The organism is Streptosporangium sp. NPDC004631, from assembly GCF_053601935.1.
Window position 1 is genome coordinate 1 of the sequence record NZ_JBSGCR010000013.1, and the last position, 24,049, is coordinate 24,049.

At 72.3% G+C, this 24,049-nt stretch carries 20 protein-coding genes and 1 pseudogene; 15 read left to right on the top strand and 6 right to left on the bottom strand.

Annotated elements, in window-relative coordinates; genetic code table 11:
* Nucleotides 1–92: 92 nt before the first annotated feature.
* Nucleotides 93–890 (bottom strand): annotated as a pseudogene (locus ACWEF2_RS15385) (RNA-guided endonuclease InsQ/TnpB family protein); the annotation flags it as partial.
* A 149-nt stretch (nucleotides 891–1,039) separates the two neighbouring features.
* On the opposite strand from ACWEF2_RS15385, the gene ACWEF2_RS15390 reads away from it, so the two are divergent.
* The 3 genes from ACWEF2_RS15390 to ACWEF2_RS15400 all read left to right on the top strand — a co-directional run bounded on the left by ACWEF2_RS15390 (nucleotide 1,040) and on the right by ACWEF2_RS15400 (nucleotide 5,182).
* A complete protein-coding gene (locus ACWEF2_RS15390) occupies nucleotides 1,040–3,250 on the top strand; it encodes a hypothetical protein (RefSeq protein ID WP_453815615.1) in 2,211 nt (736 codons plus the stop codon).
* Nucleotides 3,243–4,823: a protein kinase domain-containing protein gene (locus ACWEF2_RS15395; protein ID WP_453815617.1), complete on the top strand. Its 1,581-nt coding sequence runs from the start codon at nucleotides 3,243–3,245 to the stop codon at nucleotides 4,821–4,823. Before ACWEF2_RS15390 ends, ACWEF2_RS15395 begins: the two co-directional genes overlap by 8 nt.
* Before the next feature lie 167 nt (nucleotides 4,824–4,990).
* Complete coding sequence (locus ACWEF2_RS15400; RefSeq protein ID WP_453815619.1) at nucleotides 4,991–5,182, top strand: hypothetical protein; 192 nt, start codon at nucleotides 4,991–4,993, stop codon at nucleotides 5,180–5,182.
* Between the two features lie 188 nt (nucleotides 5,183–5,370).
* Here the strand turns inward: ACWEF2_RS15400 and ACWEF2_RS15405 are convergent, their stop codons facing one another.
* Nucleotides 5,371–5,682: a DUF3817 domain-containing protein gene (locus tag ACWEF2_RS15405; protein ID WP_355592148.1), complete on the bottom strand. Its 312-nt coding sequence runs from the start codon at nucleotides 5,680–5,682 to the stop codon at nucleotides 5,371–5,373.
* Between the two features lie 45 nt (nucleotides 5,683–5,727).
* Nucleotides 5,728–6,480: an SURF1 family protein gene (locus ACWEF2_RS15410; RefSeq protein ID WP_453815621.1), complete on the bottom strand. Its 753-nt coding sequence runs from the start codon at nucleotides 6,478–6,480 to the stop codon at nucleotides 5,728–5,730.
* Nucleotides 6,481–6,648: 168 nt separating this feature from the next.
* Here ACWEF2_RS15410 and ACWEF2_RS15415 point away from each other — a divergent pair, with 168 nt between their 5' ends.
* On the top strand, nucleotides 6,649–6,813 hold the full coding sequence (locus ACWEF2_RS15415; RefSeq protein WP_355592144.1) for a hypothetical protein: 165 nt from the start codon (nucleotides 6,649–6,651) through the stop codon (nucleotides 6,811–6,813).
* A 143-nt stretch (nucleotides 6,814–6,956) separates the two neighbouring features.
* Here ACWEF2_RS15415 and ACWEF2_RS15420 read toward each other — a convergent pair whose 3' ends face one another.
* Nucleotides 6,957–8,708, bottom strand: a complete 1,752-nt coding sequence (locus ACWEF2_RS15420) for a gamma-glutamyltransferase family protein (protein WP_453815623.1) — start codon at nucleotides 8,706–8,708, stop codon at nucleotides 6,957–6,959.
* 161 nt (nucleotides 8,709–8,869) lie between these two features.
* Here ACWEF2_RS15420 and ACWEF2_RS15425 point away from each other — a divergent pair, with 161 nt between their 5' ends.
* The 8 genes from ACWEF2_RS15425 to ACWEF2_RS15460 all read left to right on the top strand — a co-directional run bounded on the left by ACWEF2_RS15425 (nucleotide 8,870) and on the right by ACWEF2_RS15460 (nucleotide 16,406).
* Nucleotides 8,870–9,997 carry a sensor histidine kinase gene (locus ACWEF2_RS15425; protein ID WP_453815625.1) on the top strand — a complete coding sequence of 376 codons (1,128 nt, stop codon included), beginning with the start codon at nucleotides 8,870–8,872 and terminating at the stop codon, nucleotides 9,995–9,997.
* Nucleotides 9,994–10,641, top strand: a complete 648-nt coding sequence (locus ACWEF2_RS15430; RefSeq protein ID WP_453815627.1) for a response regulator — start codon at nucleotides 9,994–9,996, stop codon at nucleotides 10,639–10,641. The genes ACWEF2_RS15425 and ACWEF2_RS15430 overlap by 4 nt, the downstream gene beginning before the upstream one ends.
* 422 nt (nucleotides 10,642–11,063) lie before the next feature.
* The gene (locus ACWEF2_RS15435; protein ID WP_453815629.1) at nucleotides 11,064–11,423 is read left to right on the top strand and encodes a Uma2 family endonuclease; all 360 of its coding nucleotides are present in this window, start codon (nucleotides 11,064–11,066) and stop codon (nucleotides 11,421–11,423) included.
* A 14-nt stretch (nucleotides 11,424–11,437) separates the two neighbouring features.
* Nucleotides 11,438–11,686 (top strand): hypothetical protein, encoded by a 249-nt coding sequence (locus ACWEF2_RS15440; RefSeq protein ID WP_453815631.1) that lies wholly within the window; start codon nucleotides 11,438–11,440, stop codon nucleotides 11,684–11,686.
* A 420-nt stretch (nucleotides 11,687–12,106) separates the two neighbouring features.
* A complete protein-coding gene (locus ACWEF2_RS15445; protein WP_453815632.1) occupies nucleotides 12,107–12,934 on the top strand; it encodes a heme/hemin ABC transporter substrate-binding protein in 828 nt (275 codons plus the stop codon).
* Nucleotides 12,931–14,130, top strand: a complete 1,200-nt coding sequence (locus tag ACWEF2_RS15450; RefSeq protein ID WP_453815634.1) for a FecCD family ABC transporter permease — start codon at nucleotides 12,931–12,933, stop codon at nucleotides 14,128–14,130. Before ACWEF2_RS15445 ends, ACWEF2_RS15450 begins: the two co-directional genes overlap by 4 nt.
* Nucleotides 14,121–14,882 (top strand): heme ABC transporter ATP-binding protein, encoded by a 762-nt coding sequence (locus ACWEF2_RS15455; RefSeq protein WP_453815636.1) that lies wholly within the window; start codon nucleotides 14,121–14,123, stop codon nucleotides 14,880–14,882. The genes ACWEF2_RS15450 and ACWEF2_RS15455 overlap by 10 nt, the downstream gene beginning before the upstream one ends.
* A 108-nt stretch (nucleotides 14,883–14,990) precedes the next feature.
* Entirely contained in the window at nucleotides 14,991–16,406 is a 1,416-nt protein-coding gene (locus ACWEF2_RS15460) for a tetratricopeptide repeat protein (protein WP_453815638.1), read from the top strand.
* Nucleotides 16,407–16,659: 253 nt separating this feature from the next.
* Here ACWEF2_RS15460 and ald read toward each other — a convergent pair whose 3' ends face one another.
* A complete protein-coding gene (gene ald / locus ACWEF2_RS15465) occupies nucleotides 16,660–17,775 on the bottom strand; it encodes an alanine dehydrogenase (protein WP_453815640.1) in 1,116 nt (371 codons plus the stop codon).
* 115 nt (nucleotides 17,776–17,890) lie between these two features.
* On the bottom strand, nucleotides 17,891–19,285 hold the full coding sequence (locus ACWEF2_RS15470) for an aspartate aminotransferase family protein (RefSeq protein ID WP_453815642.1): 1,395 nt from the start codon (nucleotides 19,283–19,285) through the stop codon (nucleotides 17,891–17,893).
* Nucleotides 19,286–19,569: 284 nt separating this feature from the next.
* On the opposite strand from ACWEF2_RS15470, the gene ACWEF2_RS15475 reads away from it, so the two are divergent.
* The 3 genes from ACWEF2_RS15475 to ACWEF2_RS15485 all read left to right on the top strand — a co-directional run bounded on the left by ACWEF2_RS15475 (nucleotide 19,570) and on the right by ACWEF2_RS15485 (nucleotide 23,980).
* The gene (locus ACWEF2_RS15475; RefSeq protein ID WP_453815644.1) at nucleotides 19,570–20,916 is read left to right on the top strand and encodes a M20/M25/M40 family metallo-hydrolase; all 1,347 of its coding nucleotides are present in this window, start codon (nucleotides 19,570–19,572) and stop codon (nucleotides 20,914–20,916) included.
* A gap of 92 nt (nucleotides 20,917–21,008) precedes the next feature.
* Entirely contained in the window at nucleotides 21,009–21,701 is a 693-nt protein-coding gene (locus ACWEF2_RS15480) for an ABC transporter ATP-binding protein (RefSeq protein WP_453815646.1), read from the top strand.
* Entirely contained in the window at nucleotides 21,698–23,980 is a 2,283-nt protein-coding gene (locus tag ACWEF2_RS15485) for a YhgE/Pip domain-containing protein (protein WP_453815647.1), read from the top strand. Before ACWEF2_RS15480 ends, ACWEF2_RS15485 begins: the two co-directional genes overlap by 4 nt.
* Nucleotides 23,981–24,049: the final 69 nt, after the last annotated feature.

Genomic DNA, 24,049 nt, shown 5'->3' on the forward strand with positions numbered 1-24,049 from the left:
AAGCCCCGGCCGACAGATCCAAGCCAAGACACCGGGGTCTGTTCTCGCGCGGGTCAAGCCGAAGCTCGAAGCAGCACGAGACCATCCTCACAGTTCTCGCGAACAAGCCGTGTCGTGACCTTGTGCAGATGGTCCCGGCGGCGGTCGGCGATCCGGGCGTGCACCCGAGCCACCTTCCGGCGGGCCTTCTCCCGGTTCACCGAACCCTTGGCCTTGCGGGCGAGGGAGCGCTGGGCTCTGGCGAGCTTGTGCCGGTCGGCGCGCTCGTGCTTCGGGTTGACGATCTTCTCGCCGGTCGACAGGGCCACCAGGGACGTGATCCCGGCGTCCACGCCCACGCTCTGATCGACCGGAGCCAGCGGGCTGATCCTCTCCTCGACCAGCAGGGAAACGAACCAGCGTCCGGCCGCGTCCTTGGACACGGTGACGGTGGACGGCGTCGCCCCCTCCGGCAGCGGACGCGACCACACGATGGCCAGCGGCGCGTCCATCTTCGCCAAGGTCAGCGCGCCCTCGCGCCAGCGGAACGCCGACCGGGTGTACTCCGCGCTTGCCCGCGATTTCTTGCGCGCCTTGAAGGTGGGGTACCTGGCCCGTTTGGCGAAGAAGTTGGAGAACGCCGCCTGAAGGTGGCGCAACGCCTGCTGGAGCGGAACGGACGACACCTCGTTCAAGAACGCGAGGCCGGTGGTCTTCTTCCATTCGGTCAGCGCCGCCGAGGACTGCACGTAGGAGACCTTGCGGCCTTCCAGCGTGTAGGCGCGGGTGCGCATCTCCAGAGCCTTGTTGTAGACGAGGCGCACGCAGCCGAACGTCCGGGCAAGCTCCTCGGCCTGCTCGGGGGTCGGGTGGAAGCGGTACTTGTAGGCCCGCTTCACGATCTGCGTCACGCCTCACATTCTACCGCACGACCAGTTAAGTATCGTGTGGGTGTTCGATACGGCGGTCCGCCCGGCGGCGAATCACCTATCCCCGCCCTGCTCCACAGGAGTCCAATTCCTCCCCCGCCTAAAGGCGGGGGTTTCTTTGGAGGTATCTGATGAAGCACCCAGACGTCCCCCGGCCGCAGGGCAGGCACGCCGCCGCCGGGCCCGGCCCCGCCGAGGCGGCGAGCCCGGCGGTGCTGGAGCAGGCTTCGCTGGAGCAGGTGATCGGGCGACTCGGGCCGATGGCGCCCCACGAGGTCGCCACCCTCGGGCTGGCCGTGCTGGACCAACTCGTGGCCGTGCACAACCGTGGGATGCTCCACGGCGACGTACGGCCCGGCTCGGTGCTGCTCGGCCCGCACGACCGGATCACCCTCGCCCCGCCGACCCTCCGGTCCCCGGCCTTCACCGCCCCCGAGGGGGTGACGGGCCCGGCGGCCGACCTGTGGTCGCTCGGCGCGACCCTCTACACCGCCGCCGAGGGCCGCCCCCCGTCGCCGGGCGGCTCCCTCGACAGGGCGGGCCCGATCACCCCGGTCCTGCTCGCCCTGCTCTCCGGCGACCCGGGGCAGCGGCCCGAGCCCGGCGCGCTCCGCATGACCCTGCTCGACATCGCGCGACGCCGGGGCGACGTCTACACCCCGCTGCCCCCGGTCCCCGCCGACGCGCTACCTCCGCCGTCCCGCCGGATGCCCTCCACGCCGTTTCCCGCGGGGCCCTTCGTCCCGGGAGCGATCATCCCGGCTCCGGCGCCCTTCCCCGCCGAGACGACCACCCCCTCGCCCTCGCCCCTCCCCGCCGAGACGACCGCTCCCCCGCCCTCACCTCTCCGCCCCGGGGCAGCCACCCCCACACCCTTCCCTTCGGAGGCGACCGGTTCCGCCCCCCTCCCCTCCGGAGCAGCCGATCCCGCTCCCTTCCCTTCGGAGAGGACCGGTCCCGCCTTCCGACCCGCTCCCCCCGGGGCGACCGCACCGGCCCCCTTCGGGACAGCCACACCGGCGCCCTCGCCCTTTCACCCCGGAACCGCCCCCGCGCTCTCCCCCTCGCCTTCTCCCGTGGATCGCCCAGGAGCGCCTCTCCCCGCTCCGCCGTTCCACCCGGAGGCGACCGCCCCGGCGCCGGCCCCCGCGACACCGGCCTATCCCGAATCGACCGCGTCCACGCCGCCGCCGTTTCCTTCCGAGCCGCCCCCTCAGGCCGGGTCCGCCCCCGGGTCGGCCTCGGCCGCCCCCGCCCCGCCGTTCCCTTCGGAGAGGACCGGGCCGGTCCAGCGCCCCCTCCAGCCGGAGGCACCCGTCCAGGGCCCGTGGGACCTCCACGAGCGGGCGTCCACACCGCGGAGCACACCGCGGGCCGCGCCACCGGCCCCCGCCGTCCCCGGCTCGCAGGAGCCCCCGCCGGTCCCGCCGGGAAGCGGCTCCCCCGGTTTTCCCCACTCCTCCGACTCTCCCGACTTCCCCCACTCCTCCGGCTCTTCCGGCTCCCCCGATCTCCCCCACTCCTCCGGCTCTTCCGACTTCCCCGGTTCTCCTGACTTCCCCGGCTCGCCCGGTTTCTCGCCCGACTCCGCGCCGCCCTTCGGCGCACCCATGCCCCCCAGCCCGACCGGCCCCCCCGGACCCGCGCGACGGACCGAGCCGGCCAGGCGCTCCACCGGGGTGCTGGTGCCCCGCTCGATCGTGGGGCTGACCGGTGGCCTGCTCGCCGCCATGGCCGTCACCATCGGCGTACTGCTCGCCCCGATGATCGGCGGCTCCGGCGAGGGCGAGGGCGAGGGCGTTTCCGCCACCGGACCCGCCGGAGCCAAGGGCCGGTTCGCCGCAGCGCCCCGGGCCTGCAGCCTGCTCGACGACCGGCAGGCCGACGAGGTCGTGCCGGGGTTCAAGAGCTCCGAGGTCGAGCCCTCCACGTGCGAGTGGCTCAACCAGCATGACTGGCGGACGCCCAACTCGGAGAAGTTCGACCTCCGGGTCCGGCTGGTCGCCCAGAAGCGGGACGGCTCCGAGATCAAACGGGCCAGGGAGTATCTGTCCGGCAAGAGGAAGGACTTCGTCGACAGCGCGAAGCACGCCACACCCCGGCCCGTGCCCCCTCAGGACCTGAAGGGGGTGGGCGAGGAGGCGTTCACCGCGGGTGTCTACAGCCCGATCAACATCTACGGCGGGTCTTACAAGGTGACCGTGGTCCTCCGGGTCAGCAACCTGATCGCCGAGGTTCAGTACGAGCGGGGCAGCGTCAAGGAGGACTCCGACGGCAGGATCGCGCAGGACGCGCTGAAGGTCGCCCGCTGGATCACCGAGTCCCTGAGGACACGTGGCTGATCCGTCGCCGCCCGTGCTCGCGGGCCGCTACCGCACGCTCGACCGGCTTGGCGAGGGTGGGATGGGCGTGGTCTGGCGCGCCAGGGACGAGCTGCTCAACCGGGATGTGGCGATCAAGGAGGTACGGCTCGGCTGGAACCTGCCCGAGACCGAGCGGGCGGAACGGCGGGAGCGCACCCTCCGCGAGGCACGGGCCGCCGCCCGGCTGAGCCACCCGTCCATCGTGGCCGTGCACGACGTGGTGGCCCAGGACGGCCGCCCCTGGATCGTGATGGACCTCGTCCGGGGGTGCTCCCTGGACCGGCTGATCCGCCGGGACGGGCCGCTCCCGCCGCCCCGGGTGGCCGTGATCGGCCTGGCCGTGCTCGACGCGCTGAGCCTCGCGCACAGCCGGGGCATCATGCACCGTGACGTGAAACCGGCCAACATCATGCTCGCCGAGGACGGCGGGGTGCTGCTGACCGACTTCGGCATCGCCACCCTGGAGGGTGACGCCCCCCTCACCTCTCCGGACGCGCTGGTCGGTTCCCCCGGCTACATCGCCCCGGAGCGGCTGCACGGCACCGATGACGGACCGGCCGCCGACCTGTGGTCCCTGGGCGCGACCCTCTACGCGGCGGTGGAGGGAAAGAACCCGTTCCAGCGCGATGTCCCCATCGCCACCCTGGGCGCGGTGCTCACCCAGCCGGCCCCGTTCCCCTCCCTGGCGGGCGACCTGGCCCCGGTCCTGCTGGCCATGCTGGCCAAGGATCCCCGGCAGCGGCCCGGGGAGGCCGCGCTCCGTACGGCCCTGCACCGGATCGCCCGGGGGGCGCCGCCGGGCCCGCTCTCCCCGCAGGACCCGCCGCGGACTCCGCCGGGAAGCGCACCGCCGGATGCGCCGCGGAACGCACCGCAGGACGGGCCGCGGAACGCACCGCCGTCCGGGCGCGGCCGTACCGGGTGGGTCGTGGGGGCGGGACTGGCCGCGGTGGTGGCCGGGGTGGCGGTGGCGGTGACGGTCCTGCCGACCACGGGCGGCTCCGGGACGCCCCCGGCCTCCCCCTCTCCCGCCGCCTCCACCTCCGCCTCCGCCTCCGGCAGGTTCGCCGACGCACCCGACCCGTGCACCCTGCTCACCAGGGCCCAGGTCCGCGCGGCGGGACCGACCGGCGCTCCGACGGCGGACGTGGCGAGGAAGGACGCGGAGGCGTACTGCGGCTGGAGTGACTCTCCGGGCGGACGCGAGCTCCGCGTGGCGCTCGGCCCGCACGCCCCGACCCCCGGCAGGTCCGGGCCGGACACGGCTCATCGGTTCTTCACCGCCGAGCGCGTCAAGATCAAGGCGGACGCGGGGACGGGCCTCATCGGGACGGTCGGCCCGCTACGGGACGGGGACCGGGTCGGTGCCGAGGCGTTCACCTACGACGTGATCGTGCTCGGCCGGATCCACGTGGTGATCCGGTTCCGGATCAGCAACCTGCTGATCGAGGTCAGTCTGTCGGAGAAGGGCGAACGCGCGACCCCCGATCTGCGCCGACAGGCCCTGCGCGCGGCCCGGCTCATCGTCGAGGAGCTGAACCGCCGTGACTGAACCGCCTCCGGCCGGAGCACCGGCGAGCGGGCCACGCCCCTCGGGGCACCGGCCGGATAATCACGATATATCTCGGATGGAACCCCGCAGGTGAGCCAGACGTTGACCAGGCGACGCAGAATGAACAGCATGCGGGGCGTTCGCTCCGCGTTCGGAGGATGTTGAGGATGTCGCCCATCCAGAAGTACGCGCTCGGCGCGGGGATCGCCGTTTTCCTGTCATGGCTGATCCTGCCCGGCTGGCTGACCCTGCTGATCGTCCTGGGCGTCGTCGCCGCCCCGGCCGTCGGCTACCTGATGCTTGACCCGTCCCAGCGCGAACGGCTCAAGCGCGCCCGCAAGCGCGGCCTCGGCCGCTGAGCCGGCGCCCGCGGTCCCGACCGGTGGGCCCGCACCGCGGAGGGGATTCCGCCTCCCGCCCGGAGGCGGGCTCCCCCCCGATCTGAGAGGACCCTCCTCCCCGGAGGTCTCCCCGGTCGGGGAGCTCTCCGCTTCAAGGAGTTCTCCCGCCGGAGGGGCCCGGCGGGACCCCTCCGGCGCGCGGCGGGTCAGGCGGTCGCGAGCCCGGCCTCCACGCGCCGGGTGACCTTGCGCTCGAACACGAACGACAGCAGCGGCACGGTGCCCGCGAGCATCACGCCCACGGTGTACGGCCAGGCCCAGCGGGCCTTCATGCCCAGGTTCATCGTGGCCACGAGGTACAGCATGTAGAGAAAACCGTGGATCGGGGAGACGACCTTCGACGGGCCCTCGATGTCGAAGCCGTACCTGAGCACGATGCACGTGACCAGGACGAGCAACATCACACCGACGACGTACGCCAGGATACGGAAGGGCTTGAGGGCGGATTCCACGGTCATCTACCTCGGGTCTCAGAGTTCGGACATTGCACCGATATGTCGCGTTCAGGCCGTGGCGGGCTCGGGCTCCGACTCCCGCTCCGCCGTACGGCCGCGCAGTATGTCGCGCACGAAATGCCACCACATGAAGACCGCGAAAAGCCCGAAGATCCACCACTGGGCGGCGTAGGCGAGGTTACGCCAGGTGAGCCCGCCGGGTTCGGTCGGTGGGAGCGCGGTCACCGGCGTGGCCGCGACGGCGGGGGCCGGAGACTGGGCGGTGGCCACCACGAAACCGTCGCGCAGCTTCGCGCCCCGCCACAGGTTGATCAGCTCGGCCGACGAGACGGTCAGCACCTGCCCCCGGGGCAGCTGCGCGGCCCTGCGCGGCACGCTGTCGGTGGGCTCCGACGGCCGTAGCCGCCCGGTCACGGTCACCACGCCCCGCGGTACGGCGACCGCCGGATCGTCGGCCCTGGGCACCCAGCCCCGCACGACGGGGATCATGGTGCCGTCGCCCAGGTCAAGCGGGGTGAGCAGCCACAGACCCCGGTCCCTCTCGGCGACCAGGAGCTGCCTGGACGGGTCGAAGGTTCCCTCGGCGGTCACCCGGCGGCCGACGGCGTCGCCCGTCAGGTGGCTGCCGGGCCGGGTGAGGGTGGTGACCGCCACCGGAGCGGGATCCCGTGTCGTGTGCGGCTTACCGGAGTCCTCGAACACGCCGAGCTGCCAGCGGCCGAGCAGCCCGCACACGACAAGCGCTCCGACCGCGAGCAGGTGGAGCACCAGCACGCGGGGAGAGAACAGGATCCGGAGCATGACACCACGCTATCCGCCTGGTGGCACGGTCCCGTCCTCAGTACCGCACCTGGCCGACTCCCCTTTACCGTATCTCGCCGTCCGCCGCACTCCACTTCCCCGACGTCCCCCCTAGAAAGTGCCACGAATCAGTATCGGTGTGGTGGATCGTGTGGCTAAAGTCGACTCATGTCTGATCCTCAGATTGACCCGGCGGGCAACACCCAGCAGTTCCGCGCGTTCGCCCAGGGGAAAGAGCCGGAGGCCGCACCGCAGAAGCGATCGCTGGTCGTGCCGACCATCGCGCTCGTCGTCGTGGTGGCGGCCGCCGTGGTCGGCTACCTTCTCCTCTAGCGCCGCCCCAGGCGGCGGGCGGCCGACCACGTCGGCGGTGACCGCCCTCGACGTCCTTCTCGTTCCCTGACACCTCTCATACCGACCGGTCGGCTTTCACCTCGGGGAGCCCGGAAGGCACGGAGGCGGGGACGGGGAGGACCTCAGCGGCGCTCGCTCACCACCAGCGCGCTGCCGCCGCCCCTCCTGGTGGGCTCGGCGACGGCCTGGAGCCTTCCCCCGCCGAGGAACTCCACCGCGGTGGCCGCCCCGATCTCGGGATTCGGCGTGAAGCTGTGCCCCCTGAGGGTGAGCTCCGCCCCGTAACGGTCAAGGAACCCCTGCTCGGCCTGGGTCTGGGCGGTGTTGCGCTGGGTGGCCCGCGGGGCCGCCAGCGCCTCGGGCAGCGACATGCCGAGCTCCCAGCGGTTGACCAGAATCTGCAGCACGGTGGTGATGATCGTGGAACCGCCCGGCGACCCCACCGCGAGCAGCGGCCGGCCGCCCGCCAGGACGATCGTCGGGGCCATCGAGGAGCGGGGCCGCTTACCGGGGCCCGGCAGGTTCGGGTCGCCGGGGGCGGGGCCGAAGGTGAAGTCGGTCAGCTCGTTGTTGAGCAGGAAACCCCGGCCCGGGACGACGATGCCGTTACCGCCGGTGGACTCGATGGTGATGTTGTAGGCGGCCACGTTCCCCGACCGGTCCGTCACGACCAGGTGGGTGGTCTCCGGGCCTTCGGCGGGTGTCGGAGTGGCCTGCGACGGGGTCGCGGCCCGGCACGGCCCGTAGGTCCCGTCGGGGTCGCCCGGCGCGGCCGGGTGGGCGATCGCCCGCTCGCCGACCAGGCAGGCGCGCTCCTTGGCGAAGCCGTCGGAGAGCAGCTCCCTCAGCGGCACGCCCGGGATGTCGCCGACATACCTGCCCCGGTCGGCGAAGGCCAGCCGGGACGCCTCCAGATACTCGTGCACGCCCACCTTCGGCAGCGCCTCAAGGATGTTGAGCGCCTCGCCGACCGTGGAGCCGCCCGAGGACGGGGGCGCCATGCCGTACACGTCCATGCCCCGGTAGGTCACCTTCGTCGGCGGCCGCTCGATCGCCCGGTAGGCGGTCAGGTCGGACAGCTCCATCAGGCCGGGCCGTACGGTGCGGGTGGAGCCGGGGACGACCGGCGGATTCTTGACGGTGGCCACGATCTCCGAGCCGAGCCGCCCGCCGTACAGCCAGGAGCCGCCGCGGCTGCCGAGCTGCCGGTAGGTCTCGGCCAGCTCTGGGTTGCGGAAGACGGAGCCGACCGGCGGCGGGGCGCCGCCGGGGAGGTAGAGCCTGGCGGTGGAGGTGAAGTCCTTGAACCTGGCGGCGTTGGCGGCGGTCTGGTCGTGGAAGGTCTGGTCGACCGTGAACCCCCGGGAGGCGACCTCGATCGCGGGCCTGAGCGCCCGCCCGAGCGAGATCGTGCCGAACCGGCGCAGGGCCAGCTCCCACTGCGCCACGCTGCCCGGCACCCCCGCCGACAGCCCGCTGGTGACGGCGTCGTCGAACGGAATGCCCTCCAGGGAGGTCGCGGTCATCGCCCGGGGCGCGGTCTCCCGGCCGTCGACGGTGTGGACCCTCCGATGCCGCGCGTCGTAGTAGACGATGAACCCGCCCCCGGCCAGCCCTGCCGAGTAGGGCTCGGTGACGCCGAGCGTGGCCGCCGCCGCGACCGCGGCGTCCATCGCGTTACCGCCCCGTCGCAGCACGTCCAGCGCGGCGCGGCTGGCGTCCGGGTCGACGGTCGAGACCGCCCCGCCGTACCCCTCGGCGACCGGCTCCCTCCCCACCGTCTGCGGCGGCGACGCCGCGGCGGGCTGCACGAACAGGACCGAGGCGCCGGTCAGAACCCCGGCGACGGACACGACCAAGCGGCGAGTGATCATGATGCCTCCCGCAGACAGCTTGACTCAGCCGACCGGACTTGTCAGCCCCCTTCCCCACCCCGGCCCCCGCCTTACCCCCGGTTCCGTACCCCCGGCGGTGTAGTCCCCGCTGCCGCCTCAGGCGGACGCGCAGGCCCGCGAGGTGGACATAAAGTCTGAAGGTGCGCGCCAAACCCCCATGGATCGTCTCGCTGCTCCCGCTGCTCGTGGCGGTCGCCCAGGTCGTGGGCACCAGGGGCGCGCAGTGGAACCAGGTCCACAGCGCCGAGCTGACCCGCGTCATGCTGGACCCGGCCGGTTACGCGCTGCTTCTCATCGGCCCGCTCGCCCTGATCGTACGGCGCCGCCACCCGGTGCTCACCATGGCCGTGACCATGGTCGTGACCTGTGTCTTCCTTATCCTGGGATATTCCTACGGCCCGGTCTTCATCAGCCCGGTCATCGCGATCCACAGCGCCGTCACCACCGGTCACCGGCGGGCCGCCTGGCTGGCCTCGGGCCTGCTGTACGCGTTCTTCACCGTCTACACGACCTGGTTCACCAGCCTGCCCATCCCCTCCTGGTATCACAACCTCGCCGTGGCGGCGTTCATCGGCGTGGTGCTGGCCGTGGGCGAGTACGTCCGCGCCAGGAGCGAACGGCTGATGGAGCACCGGCGGGTCGCCAGGGAGGAGGCCCGGCGGCAGGCCAGCGAGGAGCGGCTGAGCATGGCCCAGGAGCTGCACGACGTGCTGGCGCACAACATCTCCCTCATCCACGTGCAGGCCTCCACCGCGCTGCACCTGATCGACGACCACCCCGAGCAGGCGCGCACCGCCCTCACCACGATCAAACAGGCCTCCAAGGATGTGCTGACGGAGATGCGCTCGGTGCTCAGCGTGCTCCGCGACGGCGCCCCCCGCTCCCCCGCCGCCGGGCTGGACCGGCTCGACGAACTCATCCGGCGCAGCGGCCTGCCGGTCACCGGGCGGGTATCGGGAGAGGCGAGGACGCTCCCCTCGGGAGTGGAGCTGGCCGGATACCGCATCGTGCAGGAGGCGCTCACCAACGTCACCCGGCACGCGCCGGGCGCCGCGGTCACCGTCCTGCTGGAGTACGGTGCCCGCGAGCTGCTGATCCGGGTCACCGACTCCGGCGGAGCCGCCTCCACCGAGAGCCTGGGCAGCGGAAACGGCATCCCCGGCATGCGGGAGCGCGCCTCGGCCCTCGGGGGCACTCTGACCGCCGGGCCTCGTGAAAGAGGGTTCCGGGTCGAGGCACGGCTGCCGATCCCGGAGGAGCGCGCGTGATCAGGATTGTTCTCGCCGACGACCAGGCCCTGGTCAGGGCCGGGTTCCGTGCCCTGCTCGACGCCCAGCCGGGGATGACCGTGGTGGCCGAGGCCGCGGACGGCGCCCAGGCCCTGCGGCTGGCCGCCGAGTACCGGCCGGACGTGGTGCTGATGGACATCAGAATGCCGGGCATGGACGGCCTGACCGCCACCCGGGAGATGCCCCCGGGGCCGAAGATCATCATCCTGACCACCTTCGAGCTCGACGAGTACGTCTTCGAGGCCCTGCGCAACGGCGCCAGCGGCTTCCTGGTCAAGGACACCGAGCCCGCCGAGCTCATCCAGGCCGTCCGCGTCGTCGCCGACGGCGACGCGCTGCTCTCCCCCGGCGTGACCCGCCGCCTGATCGCCGAGTACGCCAGCCGCGCCAAGGCCCCTCATCCCTCCCGGGACCTCGGCCTGCTCACCGACCGCGAACGCGAGGTGCTGGCCCTGGTCGGCACGGGCATGACCAACGACGAGATCGCCCGGAAGCTCTTCATGAGCCCGGCCACCGCCAAGACCCACGTCAGCCGCGCCATGATGAAGCTGCACGCCCGCGACCGCGCCCAGCTCGTCGTCATCGCCTACGAGTCCGGCCTGGTCCGCCCCGGCTGGCTCTAGCCCCGCTTCCCGGTCCCCGGCCCGGAACCCCCGTCCGCCGCGGTCGCCCAGAGGGATGTCTCCAACCGGAAACCCCACCCCCGGACGACACGTCGACGATACTTAACGTGTTCACAAGGTCACGAAGGGACACACTCATGGTTTTGACTTCCTCCCCACGACTGAAGCCGGGGGATTCCACCCCTCACGGGGTGGGGTTCCTGTTTCACCGGGCCGCGCCCCGCCGCTTTCGCGAGCCGGGTCCTACCAGCCCTCCACAGGCGTTTCACCTCTCCACCGGCCCGGCGGCGAGGATACAACCGGCCACGCATACCGGCGGCTTGGTTATCGCCACCGCCGGACACGCTACCAGCCCGTGCGGCGTCGTACCGGCTTTCCTCCCCAGGGCTAAAACCCGGAGTCTCCAGCCTCAAGGAGTTTCGATGACATCACGACGGCGCCCCGCCAGCCTGAGGCCCTCTCCCGACACCGCGTCCCACCACCTGCCCGGGACGGCACGGGAGCTGTTCGACGCGCTCCCGCGGCTCCCCGGGCTCCGTACCGAGATCATCGACGGGAGACTGATAGTGAGCCCGGTAGGCACCCCCGAGCATGGCTGGACCGCGACACTTCTCTCTTACGAGCTGTACCCGCTGGTCAGGGAGCGTGGCTGGCGCGCCTATGCGGGCAACGTCGACGTCTGCATCGACGGGCCGCGCGACCCCGTCGAGCCGGACTTCGTCCTGGCCCCGGCCGACTGCCCCCGCCGGGAGAGCGCGAGCTGCTCTCCTCCGGCCTGCTGATGGTGGCCGAGATCGTGTCGCCCGGCAGCGTCACCGACGACCGGGACAGGAAGCCGGCCGTCTACGCCCTCGGGGGGATCCCCGTGATGGTCATCATCGATCCGGTGGCCACACCCGCCACCGTGACGGTTCTCAGCGACCCGAAGGACGGGGTCTACCTGACCTCCACCCGCGTCGCGGTCGGCACGCCGGTGCACATCCCCGACCCGATCGGCTTCACCCTGGACACCTCGGTCTTCGCCCGGAGCCTGGGCACCTCCTGACGTCCCGCCGGGGCGACTCCCGACGTCCCGAAGACAGGCGTTCCGTGTGCGCCGCCGTACTTGACGTGTCCGGTAAGAGCATGTTTAGGTGTGCCTTACCTAATTTAGCTTAGGTTTACCTAATTGACATCCTCGGCGGCCCGTCACCCGGCATGCCCGTCCGGCCTCGACCATCGGACGGGCACCACACCGAGACGGCCGGGCTCACGCCTGTGACCAGGGCCGGCGCGGGATCGTCACCCGGGCCCCCGGGCTCGGCGCATGTGGAGAGGCAGAACGATGAAGCACGGTTTGGCCGCCCTGTTGGCTGCGGGAACACTCGTCATGGCGGGCTGTGGGAGTACGGCCGAGCCCCCGGCGAAGGCCCTGGAGGGGACCTCGCCAGCGGTTCAGAGCCCGTCGGGGAGCCCGGGGCTCCCGGTGACCGTTCAGTCGGCGGACGGGACGAGCGTCGAGGTGAAGGACGCCTCGAAGATCGTCCCGCTGACGGGCGACGTGGCCGAGATCGTGTTCGCCCTGGGCCTGGCCGACAGGGTCGTGGGCGTCGACCTGTCCGCGATGGGCCTGCCGGAGGCCCGGCGGAAGCCGCAGATCGGCTACCAGCGGTCGCTGGCCGCCGAGGGCATCCTGTCGCTCAAGCCGACCGTACTCATCGGCACCGAGGAGGCCGGGCCACCCCCGGTGATCGAGCAGCTCAAGGGGGCGGGCATCCCGGTCGTCACGGTGCCCTCCGGGGCCGGAGGGGTCGACGACGTCCCCGGCAAGATCGAACTCGTGGGGAAGGCCCTCGGCGTCGCGGACAAGGGCGCCGAACTGGCGGCCAGGACGAAGGCCGAGATCGACGCGGCACGGGCCAGGGTCACCGGCACGGAGAAGGCCAGGGTCGCCTTTCTCTATCTGCGCGGCCAGTCCAAGACCTACCAGCTCGGCGGCGTCGGCACCCGGGCGGACGCGATGATCGCCGCGGCCGGGGCCGAGGACGCGGGCACCACCGCCGGGGTCCGGGGCTACAAGCCGATCACCGCCGAGGCGATGGTGAAGGCCGCCCCCGACCACATCCTGGTGATGGCCATGGGCCTGGAGTCGGTCGGCGGTGTCGACGGCCTGCTCAAGCTACCCGGCGTCGCCGAGACCCCGGCCGGGAGGAACAGGCGGATCGTCTCACTGGACGACCTGGAACTGCTCGGTATGGGCCCGCGCACCGGCCAGGCCGTCGACAAGCTCGTCACGGCCTTCCAGAGCAGGTGAGAACCCCGAAGACCGCGGCGGAGGCGGCCCGCGACACCCCCGACACCCCTGTCGGCCCCGGTACCCCCGGCAGCCCCGTCGCTCTCGCGGTCCCCGGCCCCGGAGCCCCCGAAGGCCCCGGCGGTTTCGAAGACTCCGGCGGCCGGACCGGGGAGGGGAGGCCGGCGCGGGCTTCCGCGCCTCGGCCCGGCCGCGCGGCGCTCAGGACCGCGCTGATCCCCGTTCTCGCGGTGATGCTCGCCACGCTCTGCACCGTGTCGGCGGGGATCGGCGCGGTTCCGGTGCCGTTCGACGAGGTCGTGGGGGCCGTCTTCGGCGGCACCGGCCCGCACGACGCCGTGCTGTGGCAGATCCGCTTCCCACGCGTGGTGCTCTCGATGCTGATCGGCGCCTCGCTCGGTGTGGCGGGAGCCGCCATGCAGGGCGTCTTCGGCAACCCGCTCGCCGAGCCCGGGGTCATCGGCGTCTCCTCCGGCGCGGCGGTGGGCGCGGTCGGCACGATCGTGCTGGGCGTCAGCGCCTTCGGCGAGTGGTCGGTGACCGTGGCCGCCTTCGCCGGCGGGCTGATCGCCACCTTCGTCGTCTACCTGCTCTCCCGATCCGGCGGCAGGACCGAGGTCGTCACCCTGGTCCTCACCGGCATCGCGATCAACGCCATCGCCGGGGCGCTCGTCGGCCTGCTGACCTTCCTCGCCGACGACGCCCAGCTGCGCTCGATCTCCTTCTGGAGCCTGGGCAGCATCGGCGGCGCGACCTGGCCGGTGGTGGCCGGGGTGCTTCCGTTCACCCTGGCGGGGCTGGCGCTGATCCCCTTCTTCGCGCGGGCTCTGGACGTGCTCGCGCTGGGCGAGCGCGGCGCCCGGCACCTGGGGGTGGACACCGAGCGGGTCCGCCTCGGCGTGATCACGCTGGCCGCGCTGCTGACCGGCGCGGCGGTGGCGGCGGCCGGGGTCATCGGCTTCGTCGGCCTGGTCGTACCGCACCTGATCCGCCTGGTCGCCGGTCCCGGGCACCGGATGCTGCTGCCCGCCTCGGCCCTGACCGGGGCCTTCGTGCTGCTGGCCGCCGACCTGGTCGCCCGGACGGTCGCCATCCCCGCCGAACTGCCGATCGGCGTGCTCACCGCCCTGCTCGGCGGCCCGTTCTTCCTGTGGCTGCTCCGCCGTACCCGATCCCGGCAAGGAGGATGGGCGTGATCGACGTTTCCTCGGTGTCCCTCTCGGCGGGCTCCGTACGGCTACTCGCCGACGTGTCGCTGCGGGTGGCGCCCGGTGAGCTGGTCGCGATCGTCGGGCCGAACGGCGCGGGCAAGTCGTCGCTGCTGTCGGTGCTGGCCGGGGACGCCGCCCCGTCGTCGGGTTCGGTCACCCTGGCCGGGCATCCGCTGGGCTCGCTGCGGCCCACCGGGCTGGCGCGGCTGCGCGCGGTGCTCCCGCAGCGGGTCACCGTGGCCTTCCCGTTCACGGTGGCCGAGGTGGTCGCGATGGGCCTGTACGGCTCCCGCCTCCCCCACCACCGGGAGCGGGAGCTCCTCGACGGGGCCATGGCGGTGACGGACGTCGCGCATCTGGCCGACCGCGCCTACCCGACCCTGTCGGGCGGGGAGCAGGCCCGCGTCTCCCTGGCCCGGGTGCTGGTCCAGCGGGCGCCGGTACTTCTGCTGGACGAGCCGACGGCCGCCCTGGACATCAGGCACCAGGAGCAGGTCATGCGGGTCGCGCGGGACCGCGCCGAGGCCGGGGACGCCGTCGTGGTCGTTTTGCACGACCTCAACCTGGCCGCCGCCTACGCCGGCCGTGTGGTCGTCATGCGCTCCGGCGCCGTCGTCGCCCACGGCTCCCCCGCCGAGGTCTTCACCCCCGGTGTGCTGAGCGAGGTGTACGGCTGCGCCGTCGACGTCCACCGCGACGGTCCCGGCCTGCTGGTCTCCCCCCGCCGCACCCGCTGACCGGCCGTTCCCCGCCCCGGGATCCTCCCCGGAGGACAACTCCACGATTACGCTCCGCCGCTGGACGGTTACATGTCACCCTGTGCATTGGCTGGCGAGGAGGGTGGCATGGGGTGGTGGCGGGGTGAGCGGGAGACGGCCGCGGTCTCGGCGCCGCCACCCCGGAACACCGGGTACGAGCAGGACTCGGACGGCGAGAGCGAGCTGCTGCCGGCCGCCCACGGCGGTGACGTGCGGGCCGCGCACCTGCTCGGCCGTCACTTCGCGCAGCGGGGCGACCGTTCGGCGGCACGGCACTGGTGGGAGCGCGCCGCGGCCAGCGGCAACATGGACAGCGCGTACAACCTCGGGGTCTGGCACGAGAAGCACGGCAGCCTGGCGGAGGCCGTCAGGTGGTACGAGCTGGCCGCTGGTCCGGGCGACGCCGAGGCCGCGGTGAACCTGGCGACGCTCCTGCTGGAACAGTGCGGGGACCTTCCGGCCGCCCGCCGATGGTTCGAGAAGGCGGCCCGCGCCGGTTCCCGGGCCGCCGCCCGCAGGCTCGCGCTGATCTGCGAGGACGCCGACGAGGTGAGGGCCGCCGGGGAGTGGCACCGCGGGGCCGCGCTGGACGGCGATCTGGCCTCGGCCCACGATCTGGGTTTTCTCGCCTACGCCGCCGGTGAGGAGGATGAGGCGCTGCGCTGGTGGGAGACGGCCGCCCGTGGGGGGCACGCACCGGCCGCCTACCATCTGGGCCTGTTCCTCCAGGCCAACCAGGATCCGGAGGGCGCGGCGGCGTTCTACCGGCTGGCCGCCAGGAGCGAGCATCCCGGGGCGGCGTCTCAGCTCGGCGGGATCGCGCTGGCGCGCGGGGATCTGCGCACCGCCCGCGCCTGGTTCGAACGGGCCGCCCACACCGGGCGCGTCTACGACCAGCGGACGGCCGGGTTCGTGTGCGTGGAGATGGGCGATCCCCGGGCGGCCGGCCACTGGTTCGGCCGGGCCGCGGCCGGCGGCGACGCCGACGCGGCCTTCAACCTCGGCCTGCTGCTGATCGCCGAACACGACGACCTGCGGGGTGGGCAGCACTGGTTCCGGCAGGCGGCGCGGGCCGGGCACCGCCGGGCTGCGGCCGAGCTGGCCTCGCTGCTGTCGGCGGCCGGTCTTCCCGACGAGGCGGAGACCTGGCTGCCGGATCCGCCCGGCCCGGTCTGGGATCGGGCCGCCGAGCCCGAGCTGGTCGCCCGGGCCGAGCTGGCCGCCGCCGCCGTGGCCCGGCGGGGCGGCACCCCGCTGCCTGTCGGCGACCTGACCGAGATCCTCGGAACCTGGGACCTGGTCACCCGGCCGCTGCGCGACCGGACCGACGTCACGGCCTGGCTGGCCGGGCAGAGCGGGCTGTCTCCGAACGCGATCGAGCACCTGGGTTCGGTCCGTGCGGCGCTGCTGCGTCCGGGCGGAGCGCCCTGGCCGACCCTCGCCGAGGTCGCGCAGGCCCTGGCCACCGTCCGTGGGTTACGGGGCCGCCTGGGACCGCGCTGAACGCGGCGCGACCACCGTGCGCCCCCAGGCGACCACTCTGCGACCGGCGCGCGCCCCCGGCGTCGGCACGACCGGGCCCCGCCCCCGGGTGAGGGTGCGGGGCCCGGCCGTACGGCTCCGGGGGGCGCGTGCCGTGGCCCGGAACGTTCACCGGGTCGCGCGGCGTTCATCGGCGCCGGACAGGGCCGCGATGCCGCCCGCCGTACCGGCGCCGTGAAGAACGTCGAACCCGGTGAGGACAGACGTCACCGCGTCAGACGGCGATGACCTCGGAGACCGGTACGGAGGGCAGGCCGAGGGCGAGCCCGACCTTGTCGTTGGTGAGACGGCCCTCGTGGGTGTTGAGGCCGAGCGCGAGGGCGGAGTCCTGCTGGAGCGCGGACTTCCAGCCCATTCCGGCCAGTTTGACCGCGTAGGGCAGCGTGGCGTTGGTCAGCGCGTAGGTGGACGTGTTGGCGACGGACCCCGGCATGTTGGCCACGCAGTAGAAGATCGAGTCGTGGACACGGTAGGTCGGGTCCGCGTGTGTGGTCGGGCGGGAGTCCTCAAAACAGCCTCCCTGGTCGATGGCGATGTCGACGAGCACGGAGCCCGGCTTCATGCGGGAGACCAGGTCGTTGGAGACGAGCGTCGGCGCCTTGGCTCCCGGGATCAGCACGGCGCCGATGATCAGGTCGGCCTGGAGCGCCTCCCGCTCGATGGTGTAGGAGTTCGACACGAGGGTCTTCAAGCGGCCCTGGTAGACGGCGTCGATGTACCGGAGGCGATCGGTGTTGAGGTCGAGGACGGTGACGTCCGCGCCCATGCCGACCGCGATCTGCGCCGCGTTGAGTCCGGAGACGCCCGCGCCGATGACGACGATCTTGGCCGGGGCCACACCTGGCACGCCGCCGGGCAGCACGCCACGGCCGCCGTTGAAGCGCATCAGGTTGTAGGCGCCCACCTGCGGGGCCAGACGGCCGGCGACCTCGGACATCGGGGCGAGCAGCGGGAGCGCGCCGCCGACCTGGACGGTCTCGTAGGCGATGCCGGTGACCTGCCGCCTGAGCAGGGCCTCGGCGCACTCGTGCCCGGCCGCGAGGTGCAGGTAGGTGAAGAGCACCTGCCCGGGGCGCATGCGGTCGTACTCCTCGGCGATCGGCTCCTTGACCTTGAGGACCATGTCCGCCTCGCCCCACACCTCGTCCGCGGTGTCAAGGATCTTGGCGCCGGCGGACAGGTACTCCTCGTCGGGAAGGTGCGAGCCGAGACCCGCGTCGCGCTGGACGTAGACGTCGTGGCCGTTGCGGACCAGTTCGTGAACACCTGCCGGGGTCGCGGCGACGCGGTACTCGTGATTTTTGACCTCGGCAGGCACGCCAATCTTCATAAAGGTTCCTTTCGGATGCCAAAGGGTGTCACAGCCCCATCCGCCGAACATGGTGATGATTCACCGGAGGCGGTGACGATTCGGTGGGAACCATTGTGCTGGTGCGGCGGCGGATTCAGAGCCGATTCCCCGCTTCCGTGAGCACCGAACGGAGGATCGACTCGATCTCGTCGAACTCCCCGGGGCCGCAGATGAGCGGCGGGGCGAGCTGGATCACCGGGTCGCCGCGGTCGTCGGCGCGGCAGTACAGACCCGCCTCGTAGAGGGCCGAGGAGAGGAAGCCGCGGATGAGACGCTCGGACTCCTCGGTGTTGAAGGTCTCCTTGGTGGCCTTGTCCTTGACGAGCTCGATGCCCCAGAAGTATCCGGAGCCGCGCACGTCGCCCACGATCGGCAGGTCGAGCAGGCTCTCCAGGGTCTGGCGGAAGACCGGCTCGTTACGGGTCACGTGGCCGAGCAGGTCCTCCCGCTCGAACAGGTCGAGGTTGGCCAGGGCCACGGCCGACGAGACGGGGTGACCGCCGAAGGTGTAGCCGTGGGCGAACATCTCGGTGCCGTTCTTGAACGGCTCGAAGAGGCGCTCAGAGGCGATCATGGCGCCGATCGGCGAGTAACCGCTGGTCATGCCCTTGGCGCAGGTGATGATGTCGGGGACGTAGTCGAACTTCTGCCCGCCGAACATGGTGCCGAGGCGGCCGAAGGCGCAGATGACCTCGTCGGAGACGAGCAGGACGTCGTACTCGTCACAGATCTCGCGCAGGCGCTTGAAGTATCCGGGCGGCGGCGGGAAACAGCCGCCGGCGTTCTGCACCGGCTCGACGAAGACGGCGGCCACGGTGTCCGGGCCCTCCATCTCGATGGCGCGGGCGACGCGCTCGGCGGCCCAGTAGCCGTACTGCTCCGGGGTCATGCCGGGCACACCGGTGATCTCGTCGGCACGGTAGTGGTTGGTGTTCGGCACCCGGACGGAGCCCGGGACCAGCGGCTCGAACATCTGCTTGAAGGCCGGGATGCCGGTGATCGACAGGGCCCCCTGCGGGGTGCCGTGGTAGGCGATCTGGCGGCTGATGACCTTGTGCTTGAGCGGCCTGCCAGTGATCTTGAAGTACTGCTTGGCGAGTTTCCAGGCGGTCTCGACGGCCTCGCCGCCGCCGGTGGTGAAGAAGACCCGGTTGAGGTCACCGGGGGTCTGCTCGGCCAGACGCCGCGCCAGTTCGACGGCCTTGGGGTGCGCGTACGACCAGATCGGGAAGAACGCGAGCTCCTGGGCCTGCTTGGCCGCGGCCTCGGCCAGTTCGCTGCGGCCGTGTCCGGCCTGGACCACGAAGAGCCCGGCCAGGCCGTCGAGGTAACGCTTACCGTGGATGTCGTAGATGTAGGCGCCTTCGCCCCGCACGATCGTGGGCACTTCCGCGCCCTCGTAGGAGCTGTGCCGGGTGAAGTGCATCCACAGGTGATCCTGCGCAGCCTTCATGATCGAGGTCACGTCGGTGTTTTCGGGGTGGGTCATCGCTATCTTCCCTCGGTGAGCTGAGCTCTCTCCAGTCTGCATGTCGGAAGAGCGTCTTGCCAAGCGAAAACGCGGCAAGATGCCATAACAACCCCGAAATCCGCAAAGCATTCGCATAACAGCAACGAAATCCGCGACTAGAATCGGGGCGTGCCCGCCTCCGCCCTCCCGGCTCGGGCCAGGTCGGACCGCCGCCCGTTGGAACGTTGCAATGCCACCAAAGGTTTGCCGATCGCCGTTTGTGATCAAATAGGGGGGAACATACCTAGATGCAAGGGAAAGTCGTGACTCCTGACGAGATCGAGGGCGCTGTCGCCGCGGGTCTACCTCAAGCGGTGGAGGACCTCAAGCGGCTCGTCTCCATCCCTTCGGTGGCCTTCCCGGGCTACCCGGAGGAGCCGGTGCGTGCGGCCGCGGCGGTGACGGAGGGACTGCTGCGCAGCATAGGGCTGCCGCACGTCCAGCAGATTCCGGTGGAGGGGAGTTTTCCCGTCGTCTACGCGGAGGCCCTGGCCCCGCCCGGCGCACCGACCGTTCTGCTCTACGCGCACTACGACGTGCAGCCCGCGGGCGACCCCGCGCTGTGGCGCACCCCCGCCTTCGAACCCACCGAGATCAACGGCTCCATCTACGGCCGGGGCGCCGCCGATGACAAGTCGGGCATCATCTCCCACGTCGCCGCGCTCCGCGCCTTCCAGGGCCGCTTCCCCGTGGGCATCAAGGTGATCATCGAGGGGCAGGAGGAGTACGCGGGAGAGCGCCTGGAGAGCTTCATCGAGCAGAATCCCGAACTGGTCCGCGCCGACGCGATCATCGTCGCCGACACCGGCAACCCGCGCGTGGGCGATCCGTCGGTGACCACCTCGCTGCGCGGCATGGGCGCCTTCACCGTCGAGGTGCGCACGCTGAGGGAGTCGCTGCACAGCGGCTCGTTCGGCGGCGCCGCCCCGGACGCCCTCGCGGCGCTGATCCGGATGCTGACCGCCCTGCACGACGACCACGGGGACATCCGCGTCCCCGGCCTGCCACGCGGCGTCTTCCTCGGCGCCGGCCCCTCGGAGGATGAGTTCCGCGCCACCGCGGGCGTGCTCGACGGCGTCTCGCTGGTCGGCTCCGGCTCGCCGGCCGACCGGCTCTGGGCCTCCTACGCCATCACGGTCACCGGCCTGGACGTGCCGACCGTCTCCGGGGCCATCAACGCTGTCCAGGCGGTCGCACGGGCGCGGGTGACCGTGCGCGTGCCCCCGGCGGGAGACCCGAAGACGACCGTGGACGCCGTGGTCGACTTCCTCAGGCAGGTCGCCCCGTGGGGGGTCCGGGTGAACTTCAGCGACTACGTGCTGGGCGCCGGCTACCTCGCCGACTCCGGCGGCGTGGCCCGCGCCGCGCTGAACCGGGCGATGGAACGTGCCTTTGGCCGGCCGCCGCGCGACGTCGGCTCCGGCGGCTCGATCCCGCTGGTCTCCACGCTGGTCAAGCTGTTCCCCGCCGCGTCGATCCTGATGTTCGGCGCCGAGGACGACGACGCCGCGATCCACGCGCCCAACGAGCGGGTCAACATCGAGGAGCTGCGCCGTACGGCCACCGCGGAGGCGCTCTTCCTCCAGGAGTACGGCTCCGCGACGTTCTAGCCCGGCACGGAGGCCCCACTCGGCAGCGGGTGGGGCTTCTTTGCGTGATACTTTTTGCACTGACCGGTCAGTTTAAAAAGGTGGAGGACGCGGTGTTCCAGGGGGTCGCGGTGCGCGCGAGCGGTCTGTCCCTGCGGGGCGGGCACGGGTGGGTCTACCGCGACGTCGCCGTGGAGGCCGCCCCCGGCAGCCTCACGGCCGTCGCCGGACAGGCGGGCAGCGGACGGACGAGCCTGCTCCTGACCCTGGCGGGACGGATGAAACCCACCGAGGGGAAACTCGTCGTCGGGGGATACGGCAGGCCGAGGACGATCCGGCGGGTCGCCGCCCTCGGCCTGGTCGACGGGGTCAACGACCTGGACGGGGCGCTGTCGATCCGCGAGCACCTGCGCGAAAGGTCCCGGGGGCTGTTCTGGGGGCGGCGGCAGGACAGGCGCGCCGGGACCGCGCTGGCCCTGGCGGGGCTGGAGGTGTCCCCCGGCGACCGGACCCTGATCCGCGGCCTCGACCGGGAGCGGCGGGTCAGACTCGGGATCGCGCTCGCACTGCTCGACGAGCCGGACCTGCTGGTCCTGGACAACGTGGACGCCGGTCTCGTCCGGGAGCGGCGAGACGGCCTCTGGGCGACGCTCGAAGACCTGACCGGCCGAGGGCTGACCGTCATCGCGTCGTGCACCGAGAGCGAGTCGACGACGACCGTGCGCCTGCCCTCAAGGAACGCGGAGAACGCGCAGACCCCGGAAAGCCCCGCGGGGGCCGCACCGGCCGATGAGGAGGGGCGATGAGATCGCTGCACCTGGGAAAGCTGGAGCTGCGGCGCTTCACCCGGTCACGGCTGACCGCGGTGGCGCTCGCCGGAGTGGTGACGCTGCCGCTGCTGTACGCCGGACTGTACCTGTGGTCGTTCTGGGACCCGCAGGGCAACCTCGGGAACATCCCGGTGGCGCTGGTCGTGGAGGACAGGCCGGCGACCGCCGGCGGCAGGACGGTGGACGCGGGCCGGGAGCTGGCCGGGGAACTGCGGGAACGGCGGATCTTCAACTGGCACACGGTCGACGCGCGGCAGGCCGCCGACGGTGTGAACGACGGCGGCTTCTACCTGTCGCTGACCATCCCCGCCGACTTCAGCGCCCGGCTCGCCTCGCCCTCGGGTGACGGCACACCGCTCCCCGCCGAGCTGGGCGTGCGGGTGGACACCGGCCGCAGCTACATCATGCGCGCGATCTCCGACGCGGTGTTCACCGAGGTCAAGAACGCGGCCGGCCGTACCGCGCTGAAGGACTACTGGGACAACGTCTTCGTGTCCTTCGGCGAGTTGCACGACGCCGCCGCCAAGGCCGCAGACGGCGCGGACGAGCTGCACGACGGTACGGCGAAGGCGGGCGAGGGCGCGGCGACCCTGAACACCGGTCTCGGCCGGGCCAAGGACGGCACCCACCGGCTCGCCGTGGGCCTGGGCGGCGCCAACGGTGCCACCGGCAGGCTGGCCGCCGGAGCAGAAGTCCTGGCCGGGGGACTGGACGAGGCGGAGCGCGGCTCACGCGCACTGGGCCGGGGACTGGCCAAGCTGGAGGACGGGGCCGGGCAGGTGGCGGACGGCAGCGCGCGGGCCTACACGCGGGTCCACGCCCAGGTCTCAACGATCAACAAGATGGCCGACCAGGTCGTCCCGCTGCTGGAGGAGAGCGGCCCGCGGCTGCGGTCACTCGCGCAGGCCGTCGAGCGGGGCGCCGACCTGGTCGCCGACGGTGCGGGGACTCCGCCCGGCGGGGTCGGGCAGGAGGCCGACCAGGCTCGGCGGCAGGCCGAGGAGCTGCGGAGCGGGCTGGAGAACGACCCCGGCGCCGATCCACGGCTCCGCGCCCTCGCCGACCGGCTCGTCCAGTCCACCGGGGAGGTGGCCAGGCGACTGGAGAACCCTGGGCCGGCGGACGGCGGCGAGGCCGTGGCCCGGCTGCGGCGGGACGCCCGGAGGCTCTCGGAGATCGCGGGCCGTACCGCCGAGATCGCGCCGTCCGCCGGGCAGCGGCTGGACCGGGCTCGGGACGCGGTCAACGAGCTGGACGCGGGCCTCGGCGACCTGGCCCGAGGTTCGGCCAAGGTCCGCGAAGGGCTTGGCGAGGCGAGCACCGCCAATGACGAAATCGGCTCCGGCCTCTCCCGGCTCGGTGACGGGGCCGCGCGACTCGGCCGGGGACTGACCCGGCTGGGCGGCGGGATCGTCAGACTGAGCGACGGCGCGACGGAGGTGGAGACCGGGGTCGGCCGGCTGCGCGACGGCGCCGGAAGGCTCACCACCGGCATCGGCCGGCTGGCCGACGGGTCCAGGGAGCTCCGCGACAGGCTGGAGGACGGGGCCGGGCAGATCCCCGACTACGGCCCAAGGGAGCGGGCGGAGCGCGGCGACATGATGAGCGAGCCGGTCAGGCTGGCCGGCCAGGTCGTCAACGAGGTGCCCGACTACGGCACCGGGTTCGCGCCGTTCTTCGTCCCGCTGGCGCTCTGGGTCGGCGCGATGGTCGGCTACATGGTGCTGCGCCCGCTCAACCCCCGCCTCCTCGCCGGTACGGCTCCCGCCTGGCGGATCGCGATGGCCGGATGGCTTCCGGGGCTGGCCCTGGGAGCGGCGCAGGTGGGGGTGCTGCTGGCGGTGATCAGGTTCGGGCTCGGCATGGAGGCCGCGCACTGGGCCGGGGTGGCCGGGGTCCTGCTACTCACCACGGCCGCCTTCCTCGCGATCGTGCAGGCGGTGAACGCCCTGCTCGGACCGGCGGGACGGGTCGTGGTGCTGGCGCTGCTGATGCTCCAGCTCACCTCGGCCGCCGGAACCTATCCCATCGAGACCTCACCGGGTCTCTTCCGGGCGATCTCACCGTGGCTCCCGATGAGCTGGGTGGTCGGCGCGCTGCGACGACTGATCAGCGGAGGCGACCTCACCGTGGTCTGGCAGGCGTGCGGGGTGCTGACCGTGTTCACCGCGCTGGGCCTGGCCCTGAGCGTCTACGCGGTGCACCGGGGGCGCACCTGGTCGATACGTCGTCTCCATCCCGAGTTGGCGCTCTGACTACGGTTGTCCCCGTGGCGGAACGGCGGGCCGGGGGCGCGAGCGCGCGTGCGGAGCGAGACCAGGGGG

Coding starts and splice junctions, on each gene's coding strand:
- ald (WP_453815640.1), bottom strand. CDS start 17,775: ATGAAGATTGGCGTGCCTGCCGAGGTCAAAAATCACGAGTACCGCGTC.
- ACWEF2_RS15470 (WP_453815642.1), bottom strand. CDS start 19,285: ATGACCCACCCCGAAAACACCGACGTGACCTCGATCATGAAGGCTGCG.
- ACWEF2_RS15415 (WP_355592144.1), top strand. CDS start 6,649: ATGTCTGATCCTCAGATTGACCCGGCGGGCAACACCCAGCAGTTCCGC.
- ACWEF2_RS15410 (WP_453815621.1), bottom strand. CDS start 6,480: ATGCTCCGGATCCTGTTCTCTCCCCGCGTGCTGGTGCTCCACCTGCTC.
- ACWEF2_RS15460 (WP_453815638.1), top strand. CDS start 14,991: ATGGGGTGGTGGCGGGGTGAGCGGGAGACGGCCGCGGTCTCGGCGCCG.
- ACWEF2_RS15390 (WP_453815615.1), top strand. CDS start 1,040: ATGAAGCACCCAGACGTCCCCCGGCCGCAGGGCAGGCACGCCGCCGCC.
- ACWEF2_RS15420 (WP_453815623.1), bottom strand. CDS start 8,708: ATGATCACTCGCCGCTTGGTCGTGTCCGTCGCCGGGGTTCTGACCGGC.
- ACWEF2_RS15485 (WP_453815647.1), top strand. CDS start 21,698: ATGAGATCGCTGCACCTGGGAAAGCTGGAGCTGCGGCGCTTCACCCGG.
- ACWEF2_RS15455 (WP_453815636.1), top strand. CDS start 14,121: ATGGGCGTGATCGACGTTTCCTCGGTGTCCCTCTCGGCGGGCTCCGTA.
- ACWEF2_RS15405 (WP_355592148.1), bottom strand. CDS start 5,682: ATGACCGTGGAATCCGCCCTCAAGCCCTTCCGTATCCTGGCGTACGTC.
- ACWEF2_RS15400 (WP_453815619.1), top strand. CDS start 4,991: ATGTCGCCCATCCAGAAGTACGCGCTCGGCGCGGGGATCGCCGTTTTC.
- ACWEF2_RS15435 (WP_453815629.1), top strand. CDS start 11,064: ATGACATCACGACGGCGCCCCGCCAGCCTGAGGCCCTCTCCCGACACC.